Source organism: Candidatus Poribacteria bacterium (genome assembly GCA_021295755.1).
In the GTDB taxonomy this organism is placed as follows: Bacteria; Poribacteria; WGA-4E; order WGA-4E; family PCPOR2b; genus PCPOR2b.
This window is the reverse complement of record JAGWBT010000031.1, coordinates 10,638-32,655: the sequence shown is the minus strand read 5'-3', so window position 1 is coordinate 32,655 and position 22,018 is coordinate 10,638. Positions and strand designations below refer to the sequence as shown.

Annotated in this window: 34 protein-coding genes; 32 read left to right on the top strand and 2 right to left on the bottom strand. The window is 46.7% G+C overall.

Annotation, left to right across the window (positions count from 1 at the left end; all coding sequences use genetic code 11):
• The 32 genes from J4G02_06250 to rplQ all read left to right on the top strand — a co-directional run.
• On the top strand, window positions 1–335 hold a 335-nt coding region (locus tag J4G02_06250), incomplete at its 5' end, for an AAA family ATPase (GenBank protein MCE2394179.1).
• Window positions 336–626: 291 nt separating this feature from the next.
• The gene (rpsL, locus tag J4G02_06245) at window positions 627–998 is read left to right on the top strand and encodes a 30S ribosomal protein S12 (protein ID MCE2394178.1); all 372 of its coding nucleotides are present in this window, start codon (window positions 627–629) and stop codon (window positions 996–998) included.
• A gap of 16 nt (window positions 999–1,014) precedes the next feature.
• The gene (rpsG, locus tag J4G02_06240) at window positions 1,015–1,485 is read left to right on the top strand and encodes a 30S ribosomal protein S7 (protein MCE2394177.1); all 471 of its coding nucleotides are present in this window, start codon (window positions 1,015–1,017) and stop codon (window positions 1,483–1,485) included.
• A gap of 123 nt (window positions 1,486–1,608) precedes the next feature.
• A complete protein-coding gene (fusA, locus tag J4G02_06235) occupies window positions 1,609–3,714 on the top strand; it encodes an elongation factor G (protein MCE2394176.1) in 2,106 nt (701 codons plus the stop codon).
• Between the two features lie 105 nt (window positions 3,715–3,819).
• Window positions 3,820–5,019, top strand: coding sequence for an elongation factor Tu (gene tuf / locus J4G02_06230; protein ID MCE2394175.1), 1,200 nt, complete (start codon window positions 3,820–3,822; stop codon window positions 5,017–5,019).
• Between the two features lie 78 nt (window positions 5,020–5,097).
• The gene (gene rpsJ / locus J4G02_06225) at window positions 5,098–5,409 is read left to right on the top strand and encodes a 30S ribosomal protein S10 (GenBank protein MCE2394174.1); all 312 of its coding nucleotides are present in this window, start codon (window positions 5,098–5,100) and stop codon (window positions 5,407–5,409) included.
• A 44-nt stretch (window positions 5,410–5,453) separates the two neighbouring features.
• Window positions 5,454–6,092, top strand: coding sequence for a 50S ribosomal protein L3 (gene rplC / locus J4G02_06220; protein MCE2394173.1), 639 nt, complete (start codon window positions 5,454–5,456; stop codon window positions 6,090–6,092).
• A 26-nt stretch (window positions 6,093–6,118) separates the two neighbouring features.
• Window positions 6,119–6,775, top strand: a complete 657-nt coding sequence (gene rplD, locus J4G02_06215) for a 50S ribosomal protein L4 (protein ID MCE2394172.1) — start codon at window positions 6,119–6,121, stop codon at window positions 6,773–6,775.
• Entirely contained in the window at window positions 6,776–7,075 is a 300-nt protein-coding gene (gene rplW, locus J4G02_06210; GenBank protein MCE2394171.1) for a 50S ribosomal protein L23, read from the top strand. It abuts the gene before it with no gap.
• Between the two features lie 37 nt (window positions 7,076–7,112).
• On the top strand, window positions 7,113–7,937 hold the full coding sequence (rplB, locus tag J4G02_06205; protein MCE2394170.1) for a 50S ribosomal protein L2: 825 nt from the start codon (window positions 7,113–7,115) through the stop codon (window positions 7,935–7,937).
• A gap of 58 nt (window positions 7,938–7,995) precedes the next feature.
• Window positions 7,996–8,265: a 30S ribosomal protein S19 gene (gene rpsS, locus J4G02_06200; GenBank protein ID MCE2394169.1), complete on the top strand. Its 270-nt coding sequence runs from the start codon at window positions 7,996–7,998 to the stop codon at window positions 8,263–8,265.
• Window positions 8,266–8,378: 113 nt separating this feature from the next.
• Window positions 8,379–8,744 carry a 50S ribosomal protein L22 gene (gene rplV / locus J4G02_06195; protein ID MCE2394168.1) on the top strand — a complete coding sequence of 122 codons (366 nt, stop codon included), beginning with the start codon at window positions 8,379–8,381 and terminating at the stop codon, window positions 8,742–8,744.
• A gap of 93 nt (window positions 8,745–8,837) precedes the next feature.
• A complete protein-coding gene (rpsC, locus tag J4G02_06190) occupies window positions 8,838–9,683 on the top strand; it encodes a 30S ribosomal protein S3 (GenBank protein ID MCE2394167.1) in 846 nt (281 codons plus the stop codon).
• Between the two features lie 39 nt (window positions 9,684–9,722).
• Window positions 9,723–10,136, top strand: a complete 414-nt coding sequence (rplP, locus tag J4G02_06185; protein ID MCE2394166.1) for a 50S ribosomal protein L16 — start codon at window positions 9,723–9,725, stop codon at window positions 10,134–10,136.
• A gap of 7 nt (window positions 10,137–10,143) precedes the next feature.
• Window positions 10,144–10,350, top strand: coding sequence for a 50S ribosomal protein L29 (gene rpmC, locus J4G02_06180; protein ID MCE2394165.1), 207 nt, complete (start codon window positions 10,144–10,146; stop codon window positions 10,348–10,350).
• 82 nt (window positions 10,351–10,432) lie between these two features.
• Entirely contained in the window at window positions 10,433–10,648 is a 216-nt protein-coding gene (gene rpsQ, locus J4G02_06175) for a 30S ribosomal protein S17 (protein ID MCE2394164.1), read from the top strand.
• A gap of 37 nt (window positions 10,649–10,685) precedes the next feature.
• Window positions 10,686–11,054, top strand: coding sequence for a 50S ribosomal protein L14 (gene rplN / locus J4G02_06170; protein MCE2394163.1), 369 nt, complete (start codon window positions 10,686–10,688; stop codon window positions 11,052–11,054).
• A 22-nt stretch (window positions 11,055–11,076) separates the two neighbouring features.
• Window positions 11,077–11,427, top strand: a complete 351-nt coding sequence (gene rplX, locus J4G02_06165) for a 50S ribosomal protein L24 (GenBank protein ID MCE2394162.1) — start codon at window positions 11,077–11,079, stop codon at window positions 11,425–11,427.
• A 13-nt stretch (window positions 11,428–11,440) separates the two neighbouring features.
• Window positions 11,441–11,983, top strand: coding sequence for a 50S ribosomal protein L5 (rplE, locus tag J4G02_06160; GenBank protein ID MCE2394161.1), 543 nt, complete (start codon window positions 11,441–11,443; stop codon window positions 11,981–11,983).
• 47 nt (window positions 11,984–12,030) lie between these two features.
• Window positions 12,031–12,216, top strand: a complete 186-nt coding sequence (locus J4G02_06155; GenBank protein ID MCE2394160.1) for a type Z 30S ribosomal protein S14 — start codon at window positions 12,031–12,033, stop codon at window positions 12,214–12,216.
• 36 nt (window positions 12,217–12,252) lie between these two features.
• Entirely contained in the window at window positions 12,253–12,651 is a 399-nt protein-coding gene (gene rpsH, locus J4G02_06150; protein ID MCE2394159.1) for a 30S ribosomal protein S8, read from the top strand.
• A 29-nt stretch (window positions 12,652–12,680) separates the two neighbouring features.
• Entirely contained in the window at window positions 12,681–13,247 is a 567-nt protein-coding gene (rplF, locus tag J4G02_06145; GenBank protein MCE2394158.1) for a 50S ribosomal protein L6, read from the top strand.
• A 114-nt stretch (window positions 13,248–13,361) separates the two neighbouring features.
• Window positions 13,362–13,730 (top strand): 50S ribosomal protein L18, encoded by a 369-nt coding sequence (gene rplR / locus J4G02_06140; GenBank protein MCE2394157.1) that lies wholly within the window; start codon window positions 13,362–13,364, stop codon window positions 13,728–13,730.
• 75 nt (window positions 13,731–13,805) lie between these two features.
• The gene (gene rpsE, locus J4G02_06135; protein MCE2394156.1) at window positions 13,806–14,309 is read left to right on the top strand and encodes a 30S ribosomal protein S5; all 504 of its coding nucleotides are present in this window, start codon (window positions 13,806–13,808) and stop codon (window positions 14,307–14,309) included.
• 118 nt (window positions 14,310–14,427) lie between these two features.
• Window positions 14,428–14,874, top strand: coding sequence for a 50S ribosomal protein L15 (gene rplO, locus J4G02_06130; protein ID MCE2394155.1), 447 nt, complete (start codon window positions 14,428–14,430; stop codon window positions 14,872–14,874).
• A complete protein-coding gene (secY, locus tag J4G02_06125; protein MCE2394154.1) occupies window positions 14,875–16,221 on the top strand; it encodes a preprotein translocase subunit SecY in 1,347 nt (448 codons plus the stop codon).
• 27 nt (window positions 16,222–16,248) lie between these two features.
• Window positions 16,249–16,365, top strand: a complete 117-nt coding sequence (gene rpmJ / locus J4G02_06120) for a 50S ribosomal protein L36 (GenBank protein MCE2394153.1) — start codon at window positions 16,249–16,251, stop codon at window positions 16,363–16,365.
• Between the two features lie 33 nt (window positions 16,366–16,398).
• Window positions 16,399–16,794, top strand: a complete 396-nt coding sequence (gene rpsM, locus J4G02_06115) for a 30S ribosomal protein S13 (GenBank protein MCE2394152.1) — start codon at window positions 16,399–16,401, stop codon at window positions 16,792–16,794.
• A gap of 38 nt (window positions 16,795–16,832) precedes the next feature.
• The gene (rpsK, locus tag J4G02_06110) at window positions 16,833–17,225 is read left to right on the top strand and encodes a 30S ribosomal protein S11 (protein ID MCE2394151.1); all 393 of its coding nucleotides are present in this window, start codon (window positions 16,833–16,835) and stop codon (window positions 17,223–17,225) included.
• A gap of 426 nt (window positions 17,226–17,651) precedes the next feature.
• Window positions 17,652–18,278, top strand: a complete 627-nt coding sequence (gene rpsD, locus J4G02_06105) for a 30S ribosomal protein S4 (GenBank protein ID MCE2394150.1) — start codon at window positions 17,652–17,654, stop codon at window positions 18,276–18,278.
• A 29-nt stretch (window positions 18,279–18,307) separates the two neighbouring features.
• Window positions 18,308–19,273 (top strand): DNA-directed RNA polymerase subunit alpha, encoded by a 966-nt coding sequence (locus J4G02_06100; protein MCE2394149.1) that lies wholly within the window; start codon window positions 18,308–18,310, stop codon window positions 19,271–19,273.
• A 54-nt stretch (window positions 19,274–19,327) separates the two neighbouring features.
• The gene (rplQ, locus tag J4G02_06095) at window positions 19,328–19,681 is read left to right on the top strand and encodes a 50S ribosomal protein L17 (protein MCE2394148.1); all 354 of its coding nucleotides are present in this window, start codon (window positions 19,328–19,330) and stop codon (window positions 19,679–19,681) included.
• A gap of 124 nt (window positions 19,682–19,805) precedes the next feature.
• Here rplQ and J4G02_06090 read toward each other — a convergent pair whose 3' ends face one another.
• Both J4G02_06090 and J4G02_06085 read right to left on the bottom strand, forming a co-directional pair.
• On the bottom strand, window positions 19,806–21,092 hold the full coding sequence (locus tag J4G02_06090) for an outer membrane protein transport protein (GenBank protein MCE2394147.1): 1,287 nt from the start codon (window positions 21,090–21,092) through the stop codon (window positions 19,806–19,808).
• Between the two features lie 7 nt (window positions 21,093–21,099).
• Window positions 21,100–21,738, bottom strand: a complete 639-nt coding sequence (locus tag J4G02_06085) for a hypothetical protein (protein ID MCE2394146.1) — start codon at window positions 21,736–21,738, stop codon at window positions 21,100–21,102.
• Window positions 21,739–22,018: the final 280 nt, after the last annotated feature.

Genomic DNA, 22,018 nt, shown 5'->3' with positions numbered 1-22,018 from the left:
GCCGGGTTACAGCCGCTGATAACGTTGTGCAGTATGCGGTCCAGTTAGCGCGGGCAACCCGTCCCAAAGGCAAAGATGCACCAGATTTCATCCAACAGTGGGTGAGGTGGGGTGCCGGTCCACGGGCGGGGCAGTACCTCATCCTTGGTGCGAAAGCACGCGGCATTCTACGGGGGCGCGTGAACGCATCTATAGAAGACGTTAAATCGGTGGCACATGCCGTCCTCCGGCATCGCGTACTCACCAATTTTCACGCGGAAGCTGAGGGCGTTGATTCCGATGCTGTAATCACCCGATTGTTGGACACCGTCCAAGAACCGGCGATACGGATGTAGTTAATTTGTGGAAATATCATTCAGCAATATTCCGTTAATTTCGGAGCAGTGTAAAAAACTTAACAAAAAACATAGAAAAGTGCTTGACATTCAATTGTCAGTTTGGTATAATTCGTCCTTTGACGCTAACTTAGGATTTTCGCTTCAAATTGGGCGGAAAGGGGAGGACTCTATAGTTCTAAAACACTCTGGCGTGTTTTTCACAGTTACTTCGTTATAGAGGACAACTTTGTGAGCCCCCATGGCGGGGCTTTATTTATGCCTGCACATCATTAGTCAATCGAGGTCGATATGCCAACAATAAATCAGCTAGTCAGAAAATCTCGAAAAAGAACAAGCAAGAAAAGCAAATCTCCAGTCTTGGAAAGCTGCCCCCAACGGCGCGGCATCTGTCTACAAGTCAGGACAATAACACCTAAGAAACCGAATTCGGCACTTCGCAAGGTCGCTCGTGTCCGTTTCACGAACGGTCAAGAAGCTACCTGCTATATCCCCGGCATAGATCATAATCTTCAAGAACACTCAGTTGTACTCGTGCGAGGCGGGAGAGTCAAGGATTTGCCCAATGTCAGATATCACATTGTCCGAGGCACATTAGATACAGCGGGTGTTGAAAATCGGCGGCAAGCCAGATCCAAATATGGCGCAAAGAGTACCGGTTAGAGGAGGCAGATAAGGTATGCCACGTCGTGCAGAAGTTGTTAAACGGGACGTACTCCCAGATCCAAAATATAATAGTAAGCTGGTTGCGAAATTTATAAACTTCTTAATGGCTCGTGGAAAAAAAAGTGTTGCTCGCGCGATTCTATATAATAGTATTGACATTGTTGAGAAACGTGCCAACCAAGATGGACTCACAGTCTTCCACGACGCAATTAACAACGTTAAACCGGTTCTTGAGATTCGGTCTCGGCGAGTTGGGGGAGCAACCTACCAAGTTCCCGTTGATGTTAAGGCAGAACGTCGCACAACATTGGCACTCCGTTGGATTATCCAGTCTGCAAGAGAGCGTGGAGAGAAAACGATGGCAGAGCGGCTGGCGGGAGAACTATTAGATGCCGCTGGGAATGATGGGGCTTCAATTCGCAGAAAACTTGATCAACACCGCATGGCAGAGGCGAATCGGGCGTTTGCACATTATCGATGGTAAGTTGAGCGCAGCGAAATCCCGCCTGTCCCGACTTATCGGGGATCTATCGGGGCGGTAATTTTTTATCTTTTTATTGTATCACGGAAAGTTTGAAGAAAAATGAGAGCAACAAAACGAAATCAAATGACCTCTGAAAAGCGGCGTTCTATAGAGCAGCGCCGCTTTCCATTGACCCATACACGCAACATCGGCATCATGGCACACATTGATGCAGGCAAGACAACTGTGACCGAACGCATGTTGTACTACACAGGCAAAGTGCATCGTATGGGCGAGGTCGACGACGGCACAACGACAATGGATTGGATGGCACAGGAACAGGAACGAGGTATTACCATCACTGCTGCCGCAACAACGTGCCAATGGGATGGACACGGTATCAACATTATTGATACTCCCGGACATATCGATTTTACGGTTGAAGTTGAAAGATCGCTGCGAATCCTTGATGGAGCTGTCGCTGTTTTCTGTGCAGTGGGCGGCGTAGAGCCTCAATCAGAAACAGTTTGGAGACAAGCAGACAAATATCAGGTGCCACGCATTGCACTGATCAATAAAATGGATCGAACCGGTGCAGACTTTTTCCGAACAGTCGAAATGATGGTCGAACGGCTCGGTACTTCGGCAGTCCCAATTCAATTGCCAATCGGTTCTGCGGAAAGTTTCAATGGCATTGTCGATCTGATTTCACTCAAAGGCTTGGCATGGGACGAAGCCAGTTCCGGATCTATAATGTTTGAGACAGATATTCCGGATGAAATGATGGGAAGTGTTCTGGAATATCGGGAACAGATGTTAGAAGCAATTGCCGAGTGTGACGATGACCTCTTAGCCAAATATATTGATGGGGTTGAGTTATCGGAAGAAGAGATTAAAGCGGGTTTGAGGAGTGCGACGTTAAGCGGAAAAATTGTTCCCGTCTTGTGCGGCACCGCCCTCAAGAATAAAGGCGTCCAACCGTTACTAGATGCAGTGGTCGATTATCTGCCCTCCCCAACAGATGTTCCACCAGTAACCGGCTTGGATCCAGAAGTTGAAGAGGAAGGAACCCGTTTAGCAGATGATGATGCGCCTTTTTCTGCGCTAGCATTCAAAATTACAACCGATCCGCACGTTGGCAAACTCACATTCCTCCGTGTTTACTCCGGTGTTTTGGCGAAAGGGATGACTGTATATAACAGTACGCACCGAAAGTTTGAAAGGATCGGCAGATTGATGCAGCTGCACGCAAACAAGCGTGAGGAGCGCCAAGCCATCTATGCAGGCGATATCGCTGCCATCATTGGCTTCAAGTCCGTGATGACTGGGGATACTATCTGCGATCCGAATGACCCAATCGTCTTGGAATCAATGGCATTTCCATCTCCAGTAATGTCCATCGCTATCGAGCCTCAAACCAAGTCGGATATCGAAAAGATGAACATCGCACTATCAAAGTTAGCTGAAGAAGACCCAACTTTTAAGGTTCATCAGGACTCAGAAACAGGACAAACACTCCTGTCCGGCATGGGAGAGTTACATCTAGAAATTATTGTGGATCGCTTGATTCGAGAATTTAAGGTTTCAGCAGAGATTGGCCAACCTCAAGTTTCATACCGTGAGACTATCCAACGTTCCGTAACAGCGAACGAGCGTTTTGTTCGTCAATCCGGTGGGCGCGGTCAATTCGGACATGTGGTCATTGAAATTTATCCATTAGAACAAGGATCTGGTTTTGAATTCGTCAACGAAATCAAGGGAGGCGCTATTCCTCAAGAGTATATACCCGCTGTTCGTAAAGGGGTTGAAGAGGCAATAACCGCCGGAACTTTAGGGGGTTATCCCCTCGTTGATGTAGGTGTGCGATTGTATGATGGTTCTTACCACCCCGTTGATTCTTCAGAGATTGCATTTTCAAACGCCGCTCGGATCGCCTTCAAAGACGGAGTGAAACGCGCAAATCCGATACTGCTTGAACCAATCATGGAGATTGAAGTTATTGCTCCGGATGACTATTTGGGAAAGGTAATGGGGGATTTAAATGCGCGTCGTGCACAAATTCTCCAGACAGATATGCACCCCAAGTCCGGAACGCAGGTTATCAAAGCCTATGTTCCACTTGCTGAAATGTTCGGCTATGTAAAAACGCTCCGTTCTTTGACGCAAGGACGGGCAACTTATTCAATGGAGTTTGCACATTATAGTTCCGTTCCTCAGAGTATTGCTGAAGAAATTATCTCATCAAAATGATTTACTGTTTAACCGTTCCCGCTGTTGACATGGCTTGTTGCCAGAGTTTAGCAGTGAGGTCAACGGAGGTTATTTAAGTTTACTAGAATGTGAGGAGATTTACTCATGGCAAAGGCAAAATTTGAAAGGACTAAGCCACACGTCAATGTTGGCACAATTGGACACGTTGATCATGGTAAGACCACATTAACAGCTGCAATTACTATGGTGTTGTCAAATCTCTCTGGAAGTGAGTATGTAAAGACTTACGAAGAGATTGATGCGGCTCCCGAAGAGAAGGAACGTGGGATTACCATTAACACCGCGCACGTTGAGTATGAGACGGAAAATCGACACTACGCTCACGTAGACTGTCCCGGACACGCTGACTACATTAAAAACATGATTACCGGTGCGGCGCAGATGGATGGTGCAATCCTTGTTGTCTCCGCTGCTGACGGTCCCATGCCCCAAACCCGTGAGCATGTTCTTTTGGCACGACAGGTGAATGTGCCGAGTCTCGTTGTCTACCTGAATAAAGCAGACATGGTTGACGACGAAGAACTCCTAGAGTTAGTAGAACTCGAAGTTCGAGAACTACTCACTGAATATGAGTTCCCCGGCGATGACATCCCAATTATTAGCGGGTCTGCCCTCGAAGCTATGGAAAGTGGTGGGGATCCGAACGCCGAAGAATGTAAGTCAATTTTAGAACTTATGGAGGCATGTGACAGTTGGATTCCGGAACCGGTTCGAGATGTTGATAGGCCCTTCCTAATGCCTGTAGAGGATATCTTCTCAATCACTGGACGGGGCACGGTTGTGACCGGTCGTGTCGAACGCGGTATTGTTAATGTTGGCGACACAGTTGAAATTGTTGGGCTTGCACCGACCACTGACACGGTTGCAACCGGCGTGGAGATGTTCCGTAAACTGCTTGACGAAGGTCGCGCAGGCGATAATGTCGGTGTCCTGCTTCGTGGTATTGAACGTGAGGACGTTGAGCGCGGGCAAGTTCTCGCCGCTCCGGGCAGTATTACCCCGCACACGAATTTCGCGGCTGAAATCTATATTCTGAACAAAGACGAAGGTGGTCGCTGGACACCATTTTTCAGTGGCTATCGTCCGCAGTTCTACTTCCGTACAACGGATGTGACGGGTGTGATGAATCTTCCCGAAGGCGTTGAAATGGTAATGCCCGGAGATAATATCCAAATTACCGTTGAACTCACCAAACCCATTGCTCTGGAAGAGGAGCTGAGGTTTGCCATTCGTGAAGGTGGACACACCGTCGGAGCCGGTGTTGTTTCAGAGGTTATTGAGTAATAACCACCCGAGGTACATTGGTGCATTAGTTCAGTAATGCACCAATGAACTAACGAACCAAATTTGGTTGGAGTATCAATGGATAACCAGAAAATCAGGATTCGTCTGAAATCATTTGATTACCGTTTGTTAGATCACTCCGCGGGTCAAATCGCGGAGACCGCCCGGCGGACAGGCGCATTAGTCTCGGGCCCGATTCCGCTTCCGATTAAGCAGCACATTTACACTGTACAGCGATCGACATTCAAAGACAAAAAATCCCGCGAACAGTTTCAAATGCGCATTCACAAACGGTTACTGGATATTTTACAGACGACTCCCAAGACAGTTAATGCGCTAATGCGCTTAGATCTACCAGCTGGCGTTGATGTCAAAATTACGCTTCTGTAGGCACACGTCGTTGAACCTGAACACCCTCGTTGCGGAGATGTAACATGAGTAGTGGAATATTAGGAAAAAAGATTGGCATGACACAAATCTTTGACGAATCCGGGGCTGCAATCCCAGTCACGGTTGTCGAAGCGGGTCCCTGCCCGATAGTACAGGTTAAAACGCAAGACCGTGAGGGTTATAATGCCATCCAATTAGGCTTCGGCTCTCGGCGCGAAAACAAGGTCAATCGCCCTGAAAGCGGACATTTCCAAAAAGCGAATGTCACACCACATCGATTTTTGCGGGAAGTGCGTGTTGAGAGTACAGAAGGTTTGGACGTTGGCTCAAGCATTGACGTGGGCATTTTCTCGCCTGGGGATTTCGTTGATGTGACGGGAACATCGAAAGGGCGTGGATTCACGGGTGTGGTTAAACGGTGGGGATTTGCGGGTATGAAACAGACACACGGTAGTGAAAAAAACCATCGGCGCCCGGGCTCCATCGGCCATAGTGCATGGCCCTCGCGCGTTTTCAAAGGTAAAAAGATGCCCGGACGGCATGGTGGGAAACAGGCGACGACCCAGAATCTACAGATTGTCCAAGCAGATTCTGACAGAAACCTATTGCTTGTTAAAGGTGCTGTTCCCGGCCCACCTAATGGACTACTTATTATCAAGAAGGCAGTAAAGGCTGAACAATAAATATACCCTTTTGAGGATTATCACGCATGGCAGCTTTAGACGTATACGATCGTTCTGGAGATACCCTAAAACAAAGAGAGTTATCTGACGCATTCATAAATGCAACTGTTAATGAGGCAGTTATACATCAGTGCGTCGTTGCGCACCTTGCAAACCAACGTCGAGGCACTGCTTCCACCAAAACACGTTCAGAAGTCCGTGGGAGTGGCAAAAAGCTATATCGCCAGAAAGGAACAGGTCGTGCCCGAGTCGGAGACGGCCAATCTCCAATACGGGTGCATGGCGGCGTTGCATTCGGCCCAAAGCCGCGCAGCTATCGTCAACGCACCCCGAAGAAGATACGTCAACTCGGATTACAATCGGCTTTAGCAGCCAAATTTCAAAGTGATGATTGCATTCTGATTGAAGACTTTACGTTAGATGCTCCGAAAACGAAGGATATGGTTCAACTTGTAGGGAATTTAGGGATCGCGGATAAAGTCCTCTTTGTCCTCGGTCAATCCGAATCTAATATCCATCTATCTGTACGGAATATCCCGAACGTAAACAGTTGTGTTTGGAATACCCTTAATGTGTACGATGTGCTTTGGCATGATAAGATTGTCTTCACTGAAAGTGCAGCGGAAAAGATAGAAGAAAAGTTCGCTCAGCCAACAGATGATTTATCAGTTGAGGAAGCATAGATGAAAGACCCATATCGGATTATCAAGCAACCGTTAATAACAGAAAAGACCACAATCCTCAGAGAATCGAACAAATACGCCTTTGTTGTTGATATTAAGGCTAATAAAGCGGATATCCGTAAAGCGGCCGAAGAACTATTCGATCTCAAGGATAAGATTGTGAAGATTAATACCATGCAGGTTAGCGGGAAGACCAAAGGACAATTCTGGCGGTATCGGCAGGGGCGACGACCTCACTGGAAAAAGGTAATCATCACTGTTACTGAAGGAACAATCATTGAGGCTTTTGAAACAATCTAGCGACGCACGTTTGAAGCCTTACTAGGAGGGATTTAGCGTGGCAGTTAAAACATATTCACCCGTCACACCCAGTCGTCGATTTATTACAGGGGACGCTTTTGAAGAGGTGACCCAGCGGCAATCCGAAAAATCGCTAACAACGGGATTAAAGAAAAAGGGGGGGCGTAATTCGTTGGGGCGTATGACCGTCCGTAGGCGCGGTGGTGGTCATAAACGACGGTATCGAGCTATTGAATTTAAGCGTGATAAATGTGGAATCCCCGCTAAGGTTACCTCGATCGAGTATGACCCGAGTCGATCTGCCCGTATTGCCCTGCTTCATTACGCCGATGGAGAGAAACGCTATATCATCGCACCTCTAGGACTACAGGTTGATGATGTATTAAACGCTGGACCAGATGCGCCCATCAGAGTTGGCAACGCTTTGCCGCTTGAAAGGATCCCTCTCGGCACTTCGATACATAACATAGAAATGCAGCCGGGTAAAGGCGGGCAACTCGTACGAAGCGCAGGTGCTGTGGCACAATTAGTAGACCGTGAAGGAAAGTACGCACGTATTCAAATGCCTTCCGGCGAAGTTCGCTTGCTTCCTGTGACATGTATGGCAACGATTGGACAGGTCGGTAATGTTGATCACGCAAACCTATCTATCGGTAAAGCAGGACGAAACCGATGGAAAGGACATCGTCCCAAAGTGCGCGGTGTGGCAATGAATCCCCATGATCATCCGCATGGCGGTGGCGAAGGAAAAAGTGCTGGTGGAAGACACCCCGTAACACCGTGGGGAGTTCCAACCAAAGGATATAAAACAAGAGATCCTAAAAAACGATCTGGCAGATATATTGTCAGTCGGCGGAAGTAATTTATCTCAACTGACATAGAGGTTTCGTGTCTTTTCGACCATATTCAGGAGGAGCGTCATGCCCCGTTCTGTAAAAAAAGGGCCTTACATAGATTCAAAACTTCTCAAAAAAATCGAAGCGATGAATCGGTCTGGGACCAAACGTGTGATTCGCACATGGTCTCGCAGATCTATGGTGACCCCGGACCTAATTGGTCATACGCTTGCCATTCATAACGGCAAGAAATTTTTCCCTGTTTATATCACAGAAAACATGGTGGGGCATAAACTGGGTGAATTTTCTCCTACTCGTACATTCAGAGCGCATGCGAGTGGGGGAGCAAGATAAAGTATACTGAATTACAAAGATAAACTCGGTTTTCGTACACCCCACGTTCAAAAAATTGAGATGATGAGCGGAAGTTATTACAAATGCTCAAGCTAATTTAGGAGATTTTTAACATGGAGGCTCGAGCAAGTATCCGAAACGTGCCGATTGCCCCGCGCAAAGCGCGTTTGGTCGCTGATTTAGTTAAGGATCAATACGTCGAAGAGGCAATAAATCAATTAACATTTACACATAAAGCAGCCTCTCCTGTAATCCGCAAACTGATTCAATCAGCTACCGCGAATGCACGACATAATGCACAACAGCAGGGTGCCACTATTGACGAGAGCAATCTAGTTGTCAAACAGATTGTCGTCAACGATGGCATTACCCGACGATGGTTTCGCCCACGGGCACGAGGTATGGCAAACAGGATCTTACATCGTAGGTGCCATATTACAGTCGTACTAGACGAAGAGGAAAGTGAAGATGAGTATTGAGAATCCTACCGGTCTTCGGAATAGACTGACCCATGTTCCTTTACCTCCGTCGTTCGACAACCTTTGCCCAACCGAATTTTGGAGGAGAGTTTAGTGGGACAGAAAACGCACCCGCGTGGACTACGCCTAGGCATCATTGAAAATTGGGACTCGAAATGGTACAACGAGAAAGAGTATGCCCAATGGCTTCATGAGGATTTGAAAATTCAGTCTTTCATTAAGGAAAGATTGTCACGTGCCGGCATTTCTCGTATCGAAATCGAAAGGGTTGGCGATAGGTGTAATATTCATATACATACAGCGCGCCCTGGTATCGTCATTGGCCGGCGTGGTGTTGAAGCAGAAAAGTTACAAGCAGACTTAGAGCACATCCTGCAGACAGATTCAGGGTCAAACGGTGAGAAGACTGTTCGGATTAATGTCACCGAAATTAAGCGCCCTGAATTAGATGCCCAACTTGTCGCTGAAGCGGTTGCACTGCAAATTGTACGCAGATCCAATTTTAGGCAGGCAATGAAGAAAAGTATTATCGCTTCAATGAAAGCCGGCGCCCAAGGGGCTAAAATCAGTATCGGTGGTCGACTTGGAGGCGCTGAAATGGCACGCTCCGAATCAAATATTGAAGGCAGGGTGCCGCTGCATACGCTCAGAGCGAATATCGATTATGGCTTTGCTGAAGCCGATACAACCTACGGTAAGATTGGCATTAAAACGTGGATCTTTAAGGGCGAGATTATTGGCAGACCGGAGCTTCCAGGAACAGGTTCCCCTTCCAGCCGTGCTATGGAGGTGCCAACTGATTCTTCTGAAAGACGGCCAGCACGCTTTTCGGAGAGAGAAGGTCCACCAGCGAGATCTGAAGGTAGACCCAGACGAAGAAGAGATCAGGATAGGCGACGGGGACCACGTAGAACCAATCGTGAGAATACAAGATCGTAAACGTTCGTTCACGAGTATGAATTAGAAGGAGTACATAAAATGTTAATGCCCAAACGGGTTCTACACCGTAAAGTGCAGCGTGGAAAACGCCGTGGTAAACCTTACCGAGGTTCACGAATAGATTTCGGCGAGTATGGTTTGAAAGCAATGGAGCCGGGTTGGATTACAAGCCGCCAAATTGAATCTGCGCGAATCGCAATCACACGTCATGTGCGCCGTGGGGGAAAGGTTTGGATTAAAATCTTTCCGCATAAGCCCGTAACGAAGAAACCCGCTGAAACCAGAATGGGAAGCGGGAAAGGAGCGCCAGAGTTTTGGGTGGCTGTTGTTAAACCGGGGCGCATCTTATATGAATTGAGCGGTGTCCCAGAAAATGAAGCAAAAGAAGCCATGACCAGAGCAGCACACAAATTGCCGATTGAGACGAAGTTTATCAGTCGAACGGGAGAATAATCAAACAATGACCGCTAATGAGTTGCGCAACAAATCATCTGAGGAGTTAGAAAACGACCTTCAAGATTTTAAGGACACTGCGTTTAATATCAAGTTCCGAAGCATACTAGGGCAACTTGAAGATACATCCCAATTAAAAAAGGGCAAGAAGGATATCGCACGGATTCATACGATTCTTCGGCTACGTGAACTCGGAATCGAAGAGTCACCATAACTAAAGTTACGAGAGGAAAAGCGTGGACAAGCATCAGCGAGGAAATCGGAAACTCAGAACGGGTACTGTAACAAGCGATCGGATGGATAAAACCGTCGCCGTTGAAATTGTTCGGACTTATCAGCATCCCCTTTATAAGAAAATTGTGAGAAGTTCCACAAAGATTCTGGCTCACGACGAGCAGAATACATGTCGTGTCGGCGATCTCGTCCAAGTTGTTGAAGTTCGCCCGCTCAGTCGTCGTAAACGGTGGAAAGTTCGCCAGGTCGTCTCCAAAACAGAATCAATCGATGCGTAAGTGGAAGACGGGGTTACACTCAGGAAGGTAATGACCGATGGTTCAAGCATACACTCTATTAAATTGTGCGGATAATACAGGAGCAAAGCAGCTTATGTGTATTCGCGTGCTCGGCGGTAGTAGAAGGCGCTACGCACGAGTTGGTGATGTAATTGTGGCAAGTGTGAAAGAAGCAAATCCAAATAGCCAAGTTAAAAAGGGAGATGTTGTACGAGCTGTCGTCGTGCGTGCAACCAAGGAACATCGTAGACTCGATGGTTCTTATATCAAATTCGATAGGAATGCTGCCGTTTTGATTGATGCCCAAGACCAGCCTCGTGGAACACGCATTTTCGGTCCCGTTGCTCGCGAACTCAGAGAAAAAGCATTTGCACGAATTGTCTCTTTAGCACCAGAGGTCATATAGAGTCCCTTAGGAGGTAGTACCGTTGCAAACTAGATTTCATATAAGGAAAAACGACAACGTGTTAGTATTGAGTGGGAAGGATAAGGGTAAAACAGGTGTCATTCTAGAAATGCTGCCGCATAAACGCCGTGCCACTGTTGAAGGGATCCACATGATCAAAAGGCATACCCGTCCGAACCCGCAAGCACCGCAAGGTGGCGTTGTCGAAAAAGAAGGGACAATTAATATCGCTAACCTAAAGTTGATTTGCCCAAAATGTGATGCGCCCACCCGAACAAAGCGCAGTACCGTTGAGAAGGAAATTGGAGGGCGGACGAAAACATACCACATACGTGTGTGCAGAAAATGTGGTGAGTCTGCTGAACGCGACTAGAAGGTAAGAATTAATGAGTATATTTAAAGCTTTTTATCAAGAAGAAGTCTTCCCCGCGTTGCAACAACGTTTCAACTATTCAAATATTATGCAGGTGCCAAAGCTTAACAAGATAACCCTCAATATAGGGGTTGGTGCTGCTATACAAGATTCGAAACTTTTGGATAATGCCGTCGAAGAACTGACACAAATCAGTGGGCAGCGGGCAGTTGTTACCCGTGCCAAGAAATCTGTGTCAGCCTTCAAGGTCCGCACAGGTATGGCTATCGGCTGTAAAACAACCTTGCGGCAGGATAGGATGTATGAATTTTTTAATAAACTCGTCAACGTCGTCCTTCCCCAGATTCGTGATTTTCGTGGACTCTCCCCGGATTCCTTTGACGGGCGCGGTAACTATTCCTTGGGTCTCCAAGAGCAAGTCATTTTTCCAGAGATCGAATACGACACCATAAGTGAAATTCGCGGACTAAATATTACTATTGGAACAACTGCTCCAACCGATGAAGAAGGACACGAATTACTACGTCTGATGGGAATGCCGTTTAGAGAATCTTAGCATGGGTATGCTACCCCTTGATAGGAGTGAAGGAAAGGAGTCTTCATTTGGCAACAAAAGCTCTCATTGCCAAGCAAAAAAGAACCCCGAAGTTTCAGGTTCGAAAATATAATCGTTGTCGTAGCTGTGGCAGAGCCCGCAGTTATCTGCGAAAGTTTGATCTTTGCCGAATCTGTTTTCGCCTCTTTGCAAGATCGGGTAAAATTCCGGGAGTCACAAAGGCAAGCTGGTAGTACCTTATTTGTCGGCACGAGTAAAGGAGAACACTGATGTCAATGACAGATCCGGTTGCGGATATGCTGACCCGTGTTCGCAATGCGAATATGGTTGGACATGAGCGCGTCGAAATACCCGCATCAAAACTAAAAATGGAAATAACCCGCACCCTACATGAGGAAGGGTATATCCGCAATTATCGTTGGATTGATGACGGCAAACAAGGTATTTTGCGCATCTACTTGAAGTATGGCGAAGGCAAAGAAAAGGTTATAACGGGACTCAAGAGAATTAGCAAACCAGGACGGCGTGTGTACGCGAAAACAGACCGACTTCCTAGTGTGTATGGAAATTTAGGGATTGCTATATTATCTACCTCGCAAGGTATTAAGACAGCCTCCGAATGCAGGAAATCTAGCATTGGTGGTGAAGTCCTCTGTTATATCTGGTAATTTTTCATTTGAATTCGGAGACGAATATAATGTCACGAATAGGACAAATGCCAATTACGATGGATTCAAAAGTTAAGGTCGCTTTGGACCAAAACGACATCACTGTTGAAGGTCCAAAAGGCACCCTCAACTGGACAATTCCGGCAGGCATAGTCGTCAGTTTAGAAGACGAATCCATCATGATTGAGAGATTGACAAATCAGAAAACGCACAGATCGTTACACGGATTGACACGAAGCCTCATCGCCAATATGGTAACAGGTGTGATCGAAGGTTTTGAAAAAAAACTCATCCTCGTTGGCGTTGGATATCGTGCAGAAATAGACCGCCAAAAACGTTTAGTCTTAAATGTCGGGTATTCCCATCCAGTAACCTATGAGCCTCCTGAAGGTATAACCTTGAGCGTAGGTGATTCCGAAACTGTGGGCGGTCAACCTCACACACCAATAACGGTGAACGGTATTGACAAAGCACTTGTTGGTCAGGTTGCTGCTTCAATCCGTCAAATCAAGAAACCCGAAGTCTACGAACCTTCCAAAGGACTTCGTTACGAAGGTGAACGCGTCCGTAACAAGGAAGGCAAAACTGGAGTGTAGGGTAGCGGTTTAATTGCTATATTTTTGTAGACTAAAGGATTTACAAGTCGGTAAGCCAAAATTATCGTAACCGGATTTGTCGATCCTTTTTTATTAATATTGGAGGAACAATCGTTGGACCGGTCTAAGGCAAAATACATCGCGAGGCATAAGCGACAGAAGCGGGTACGAGAAAAAATAATTGGGACCAGAGAAAGACCGAGGCTTTCGGTTTTCAGGAGTTTGAAGCATATTTACGCCCAAATTATTGATGACGAAGCCGGCAATACGCTTATTGCAGCCTCAACCCTATCACCAGAGTTGAAAGATAGCCTTTCAACACAAGGCAACATCAGTGCAGCGGAACAAGTGGGCACATTAATCGCTCGCCGAGCAAAAGAGCATCAAATTGAATCAGTAGTTTTTGACCGTGGTGGAAATCTTTATCACGGAAGAATCAAAGCGCTTGCCGATGCTGCCAGAGAAGAGGGACTCCAATTCTGAAAATTGTTGTAAGCGAAACTACTATAAGCGTGTTTACAAGATGAACAGATGCTTGATAATGAAGGAGAATTGCTTTTGAGGGAAAGAATAAATCCTGATGAATTTGAATTTGAAGAACGCCCAATAGATATCAACCGTGTGATGCGTGTTCGCAAAGGCGGAAGAACTCCGAGTTTTAATGCGCTTTCTGTCGTGGGAGATCAATCGGGCGTGGTTGGACTTGGATTTGGGAGTGCAAATGAAATTCCATCGGCCATAGGTAAAAGTATTGCTGATGCGAAAAAGAATCTGATTCGTGTGCCTCTATCAGGAAACACCATCCCCCATGAAATCATTGGGAAATATGGCGGTGCAAAGGTTCTGCTCAAGCCAGCCAGTCCCGGTACTGGGATTATCGCTGGACCCGGAACAAGAGTTATTTTGGAGTTTGCCGGGGTCCAAGATGTCCTGACCAAACGACTCGGTTCTCGAAACGTAAAAAACACAGCAGAAGCCACCATGGAAGCCCTAAAAGGTCTACAGGACATCAACGATGTGGCTCGCCTTCGTGGAAAAACGGTTGAGGAATTGCGCGACTAATCCTCTTTTCCCATGATCTCAATCGGATGTGCGCCTAATTCGTTCGGAAAATTTAGTCCTGAACCAAAATAAGAACTTCTAATCGTAACTGTCAATCGATAAAGTGGAGTAAATATCAATGAAACTAAACGAACTCAAACCTGCAGAAAAATCGACGCGTCATCGGAAGCGAGTTGGACGTGGCGAAAGTTCAGGCTGGGGTAAAACCTGTGGTCGTGGTCATAAAGGGCAGAAATCCCGTGCTGGTGTCTCCATTCCCGCATGGTTTGAAGGCGGACAGATGCCGTTAGTGAGACGTTTGCCTAAGCGGGGGCCCAGAAGAATTGCACATAAGCGGATTGAGTATGAGATCGTAAACATCCAGACACTCAACCATTTTGATAACGGGACAACGATCACCCCTGAGATTTTGCGGGAAGCTGGAATTACAAAAAAGAAACACGGGAAGATCAAAGTTCTTGGAGAAGGTAATCTCGAAAAGCAATTAACGGTACAGGGACACCAATTCTCAAAGTCTGCTATTGAAAAGATAGAATCAAGCGGTGGTACCATTGAGGTGATTTAAGTGATTAAGGCATTCCAAAACGCTTTCAAAATTCCAGAATTGCGACAACGGATTATCTTTACAGCACTACTGCTAATTGTTTATCGCTTGGGCGCACACATCACACTTCCCGGCATTGACGATATCGAATTAGAAAAGTTTTTTGATAGTTTGAGAGGTCGCACCGGTGGAAGCGTCTTGGATTTCGTTGATCTATTTTCCGGTGGTGCATTCAAGCAGATGACAATCTTTGCGCTCGGTATCCAACCGTATATCAGTGCGTCGATCGTCATGCAGCTCCTTACCGTCGTTATCCCTTTCCTTGAGAAACTTTCCAAAGAACCAGACGGACGGAAAAAGATTACCCAGTATACACGCTATGCCACTGTTATTCTTAGTGCCATCCAAGGCATTATGATTAGCCTGATGCTGCAAAGACCTGGAGCCGTTATTAGAAGCGAAAACATTGAAATCGTGACGAATCCGGGTATCTGGTGGACTTTGCTAACCATGATTACTTTGATGGCTGGCACATCTTTCGTTATGTGGCTTGGCGAACAAATTACAGAACGGGGAATTGGGCAAGGCATTTCTCTGATTATTACAATCGGCATTCTTTCGGGCATGCCGGGTGGAATCCAAACAATATTCAACCAACTCCTTAATCGTCAAATTGACCTTCCGAAACTGGTCATCTTCCTCGCCTTGGGAGTTGTGGCGATTATGGGAACCGTGTATATCACCTTCTGTATCCGCAAAATTCCTGTCCAATATGCACGGCGAGTTGTCGGACGTAAGGTGATGGGAGGGCAAGCGACCCATATCCCGCTGCGTGTCAATGCAGCCGGCATGATTCCAATTATTTTCGCCGTTACCCTGATGCAATTCCCCTCAACGGTGCTGGGCCTTATGCAAAGTCAATTTCCCTCATGGGCATGGATTGGTGGACTGTTGGCAGCTTTCAGTGCAACTAGCCCCTTATATTGGGCGATTTACGCCCTACTAATTATCGGTTTCACATACTTCTACACAGCCGTTCAGATTAATCCCGTGCAAATGGCGGATGACTTGCGGAAGTATGGTGGATTTATTCCGGGCATTCGTCCGGGGAAGAGGACCGCAGACTATATTAACGATACCTTAACCAGGATTACTTTACCCGGTGCGGTATTTCTCGCCGCAATTGCGGTTTTCCCTTTACTTCTGCAAGGCTGGCTAGGCACTGGGGCGTTAATCAGTGGTGCCTCAATCTTAATCGTCGTGGGAGTTGTATTAGATACAGTGTCGCAAATTGAATCCTATTTGACGATGAGACACTACGAAGGGTTCTTGAAGGACAGACGGGTGAGAGGACGTCGCACAAGATAGGGTTTATTTTCCAGTGAAGGAGAGATGATGAAAGTCCGTTCCTCAGTAAAGAAGATGTGCAATCAGTGTAAAATTATCAAAAGAAAAGGTGTTATCCGCGTTATCTGCTCTGCGGATCCAAAGCATAAGCAAAGACAAGGTTAACCACTTTACCTAGCGCGCAAGGAGGAAAAAGACATGGCAAGAATTGCTGGTGTTGATCTACCCCGAACGAAGAGAATCGACATTGCCCTGACCTATATTTATGGGATTGGGCGCCAAACCGCTTCAAAAATGGTCGAGGATCTACATATCGATCCGGACAAAAAGTCCCAAGACCTTGATGAGTCCGAAATCAGCCGGTTAAGAGAAACGATTAACCAAGATTACAAGGTTGAAGGAGACCTACGACGCGAAGTTGAATTGAATATCAAAAGGTTAATGGATATCAACAGTTATCGTGGATTGCGCCACCGCCGGCAGTTACCTGCACGGGGACAGCGGACGAGCACTAATGCCCGGACGCGCAAAGGGAAAGCAAAGACGATTTCGGTCGGAAGAAAGGCAAAAGAAGCAGCGCGTAAGGGGGGTTAATACCACTTGTGCATTGAGCTTCAGAAAGGAGATTAGTTTTGCGAGAATCAGGTTCCGCTAGCCGTCCAAGGAGGCGAGAACGAAAGAGCGTTTCCGAAGGAATTGCGCATATCCAAGCAACCTTTAATAATACGATTATAACGATTACCGACCTCAACGGGAATGCGATTGCGTGGGCAAGTGCAGGTAGCAGCTTTCGGGGTTCTCGGAAATCGACACCATTTGCTGCCCAACAAACAGCGGAAACGTGCGCTAGGAAGGCAATGGAACATGGCATGAAACGGGTTGAGGTAAGGGTCAAGGGACCGGGGTCCGGTAGAGAGTCCGCAATTCGATCCCTTTCAGCAGCTGGGCTAGAAATTACCGCGATGAAAGATGTAACCCCAATTCCTCATAACGGTTGTCGACCACCTAAACGGCGGCGCGTCTAACGTTTGCAAATTGGGATTTTAAGAAAAGGGGAAATGGTCCTAATCTAACCAGAAAAGAGTCAGCTACCCCACCCTAAAGGATTGGGGCTTGTTGCTTACCCCTTGGGATTTACTGGGTTCTTCGGCTCTGGCTCGTAAGTTTACATGCCCGCCACCGAACGGCCACAGCATCCGTTTAGGTGTATTCACGACGTATCGGTGATAGCGTCACTTCAACACCCGGGCAAAACCTCAGACAAACCACACCTGTCCGCTACCACGCGGAGAGGGGAGCGAAAAACGAGCGTTTTTCCTAAGTCATCGAGTTACGGATTAGGTTTTATCACGAATCTATCTAAAAATGCAAGGTAGATTACAAAACTACGAAAAAAGGAACGGTATTTCCACCCCATGCTAAAGCAAGGGGGTTCCATACCGAAGATTTTGATGAGCAAATATTTAGGTTCTGTATGTAAGTTATGTCGAAGAGAAGGTGAGAAACTTTTTTTGAAGGGACAACGCTGCGATTCCCCGAAGTGTTCATTTGAGCGTCGTAGTTATCCGCCCGGTCAACATGGTCAGAAACTGCCTAAAGTCAAAGATTACGGGCGCCAATTACGGACCAAGCAGAAATCGAAGCGCATCTATAGTATTTTAGAAAAGCCGTTTAAAAACTACTATACAAAAGCCGCACATCAGAAAGGTGTCGTAAGAGAGAATTTGCTAACATTATTGGAGCGTCGGTTGGACAACGTGATTTACCGTCTCGGTTTCGCCAACTCACGCTTGCAGGCTCGACAACTTGTTACACATAACCATTTCCTTGTGAACGGAAAAAAAGTCAATGTTCCCTCTTACCTAATACAACCTGGCGATGTTATTCAAACACGCGAGAAAAGTCGTAACGTGGCAGTTATTCAAGAAGCATTAGAACGTTCTCAACACCGGGGTACGCCAGATTGGCTTGAGTTGGATATCGACAAACAAGAGGGAATTGTTAGGATGTTGCCAAACGTCGAGCAGCTTACCACAGACCTCCAAACACAGCTAATCGTTGAACTTTACTCCAAATAACACAGCCACTTGTAGGAGGATTAAGATAGATGACAGGGAGGGAAATCACCAAGCCAAAACACCTCGTTACGGACCTTGATAACCTGCGGCCTGATTATGGTAAATTTATCGCTGAACCGCTTGAGCGAGGATTTGGAACGACTATTGGTAACTCGCTTCGACGCGTCCTGCTTTCTTCGATTCAAGGTGCTGCTGTTATTGCCGTTGCTATTGATGGAGTGAAGCATGAGTTCTCGACGCTTGATGGGCTGAAAGAGGATGTTACTCAGGTCCTCCTTAACCTTAAAGAAATTCGATTCCGAGTTGACACGGATGAGGTTATCACCTTGGTTTTATCCGCAGAAGGCTCCGGTAACATTACAGCAGCGGATATTCAACCAAACGGACAGGTTGAAATCATCAACCCAGACCAACATATTGCAACACTCGACCAGTGCGATGGCTTGAATATGGAAATCCAAGTTTGTCGAAGTAGAGGATATGAGTTCGGTGAAGAGCATCTGAACTATAACCAACAGATTGGAGTTATTCCGGTCGATTCCAAATTTTCACCTGTCACAAAAGTCAATTTCGTGGTTGAAGAAACACGGGTTGGACACATGACCAACTATGACCGGCTTATTCTAGAAGTGTGGACAGATGCAAGTATCACTGCGAAAGAAGCGGTTAATCAAGCCTCGGACATTTTGCTAGATCAACTTAGGCTCTTTAGCGATTTCGATGAAACCTACGTGGAACCGGTCGAGGAAGTCGACGAGGAAGAACTGCAGCGTGAGAAATGGCTATCGAAGCCTGTTGCGGAACTCGAACTTTCGGTACGATCCGCCAATTGTCTAGAAGCTGCGAAGATCACAACCATCCGAGACCTCGTGGTTAAGACTGAACAAGAGATGTTGAAATTTCGTAATTTCGGCAGAAAATCCCTGAACGAGATTAAGGACATCCTTTCGGAGATGGGCCTTTCTTTAGGGATGACCCTTGGCAATGATGAGTAAGTTGCCTAAAATATAATGTTGAAAATCCCGATCCATCGGGGAGGATGAATAGTCATGCGTCACCGGAAAATGGGAAGGAAACTGGGGAGAACAAGCGGACATCGCAAGGCGTTGTTTAGCAACCAAGCCACCGCATTATTCGAGCACGAACAGATTCGCACAACCTTGCCAAAGTGCAAAGAACTCAGGCGGATCGCTGAAAAACTGATTACGCTCGCTAGACGAGGGGATTTACATGCACGCCGTCAGGCCGCCAAGGTTATCCACGACCACGATGTTTTGCAAAAGTTGTTCGATGATCTTGGCCCCCGTTATCAAGACCGTAATGGCGGATATACCCGTATCATCAGAGGTGAACTAAGACGTAGCGATGCCGCACAAATGGCATATATTCAACTGGTAGAATAGTACAAATATCCATAAGAGCATAAAAAAAGGCGTTGACTGAGAATCAACGCCTTTTTTTATGTCTAGTTCAAGTCATACCGAAAATCCGATTGAGCGGTTCAACTGTCCTTCGTCATAGCAACCTTCAATATCGATAGCCCGTAGACACGAACACCCGGTTGGATGTTTGGCTTTCTGTGAGCGAATCACTTGATTGCGCCCATGAACCTCGCATGTAAGCAATATCAATTTTGATAATCTGGTCGAAGATTTTGCCTATCCCAATCGTCAGAAAGTCTCGATCGTTGTCTATCTCCCTATCTTGAAACGGAATTGGATCACTGAAGTAACCGACGCGTACACTGGCTTCGATTCCCGGTATACGATACTCTGCACCAATGCGAACCTGCGTAGTACTATCATAATACCGATTAAAGTTATTCTGTGCATCTTCCGCTGGTAGTGGGTCATATTGGGTCTGTGTCCAGTCTGTAAACTGTATATCGCCGGCAAGTGTCAGACGCTTTTCTAAGAATTTGACAGCAACACCGCCACCAAACTCAAACGGGCGTTCAATATCATATAAGATTGATCCACCATCACCCTCCACGCCTTCTTCACCATCGTCGAATTGCACTATCGTTTGTTGTTCCCATACCTCGCTGACCTCAAGGTCTGCTGGTAGCGTAACAGTTCCACCGAGTGTTACATTTTCCCCGGCGAAAGCAAGCACACCGACCCGACCACTTAGCCCTGAATAGTCTCGGTCCATAGTATCGTGAAAAGCGAAACTTGCTACTTCTGGGTCAATGTTATTGATGTCTTCCGCCGCGCTATTTAACTCGGTGAAACTTGAACCATGCCAAAAATCTATTGAGCCACCAAGCAAGATATTTTTTGATATAAAGACACCCATTCCAAAACTCCAGATACCCATGCCACCGCTTTTAGAGGTCGTTTCATCCACATCAAATCCGCTAAACACCGAACCCGAAGACGGGTCTAGTCCCTGAATGGCAACCTCCGAATCAAAATTCTGAGGACGATTATATCCGAGCGCAAACGCAAAGCCTCCACGATTGACATATAAAGGATACACGAGGCCTATTGAGTTGGGACGAGTGTTCGAATTGTCGGCTTCGGCAGCACGGCCGCGAGTGAACTCTGTTTCTGCACCTAGTTCGCTGTGTGACAGGCCGCTAAACAACTCAAACTTTCTAATCTGAGCGAGTCCCGCCGGATTCCAATACAGTGTCGTGAAATCATCCGCAACAGCGAGAAATGCCCCACCCATCCCCATCGTCCTTGCGCCAAGACCGAAAGTGTTACCGACGGCAATTTCCTCCTCCTGCGCAACTCCGATGCTGCTTCCCAACACAAAACAGGTGAATATCAACACCCAAGCAATGGTGGTTTTCATCAATCTTTTCATTGGATTGTTACCTCCTTCCAGATCTTCGGGATCTGTCGCGCCGTGACCCAGACGAACTGCGGGCAGGAACTTTACTCTCTTCACTCTTCCTCAATGACCTATCCGGACGACTCGAAGACGGGTGACGGGATCTGACCCCCCGATAGCTTTGTGAACGTCGTTTGCCAAAATTCAAATCACCAATCTTGGAGCGTGGCGTTGAGTAGCGATATCGATAAGGGCGATACCCATAACCCCCATAATAGGGGTAGTATCCATAGTATGAATAATATGGAGAGGAATATCTGTAATAGGGATACAGGGGATGATAGCCACCGTAGTAGTATGGATAAACGGGATAGTCGTAGTCGTCGTAGTAGTAAGACCGATACGAACGATCAGAATAACCGTAGCTCGGTTTGCGACGACCGTAGTATCCGTCATCTTCTGCTTCAGCCGGTTCCCCTTCTGCCTCAACTTCTTTTTGCGGCTCCTGTTCGGATTCCATCTTTTCGTCCCCATCGTCGCGTTGGCGCTTGTCTTGGTGATGATAGGAGGTCTGTCTGGTGGTTAAAGGGCGTGGCTCATAGTAACCAACTTGCGTGTAACACCCTGCGAGAGCAATTACTGCCAGCAGGAGCGTGATCGAGAGAACAAGTCTGTTCATGGTCATCCTTCCTTTCGCAAATTGTTTGTAGGTTGACTCAGCGAGGTATGTCGAGTATATCATAGGACATACCCACTGCCAAGCGAAAAATCCAAATCTGTCAAGTCTGTGATCCGTCTGCTATAGATTATGATTGACAGATGCATGAAGCTATCCTAAAATCTTGCTTGGCAAGGATCTGTCTGATACACGCAATTAAGATGCCATAATTTGGTTCTGTCGAAGTAGAGCAGAATCCTTATCAAAATCTTCCAATCTAAACCCCCGTCTTTTCAGGCGG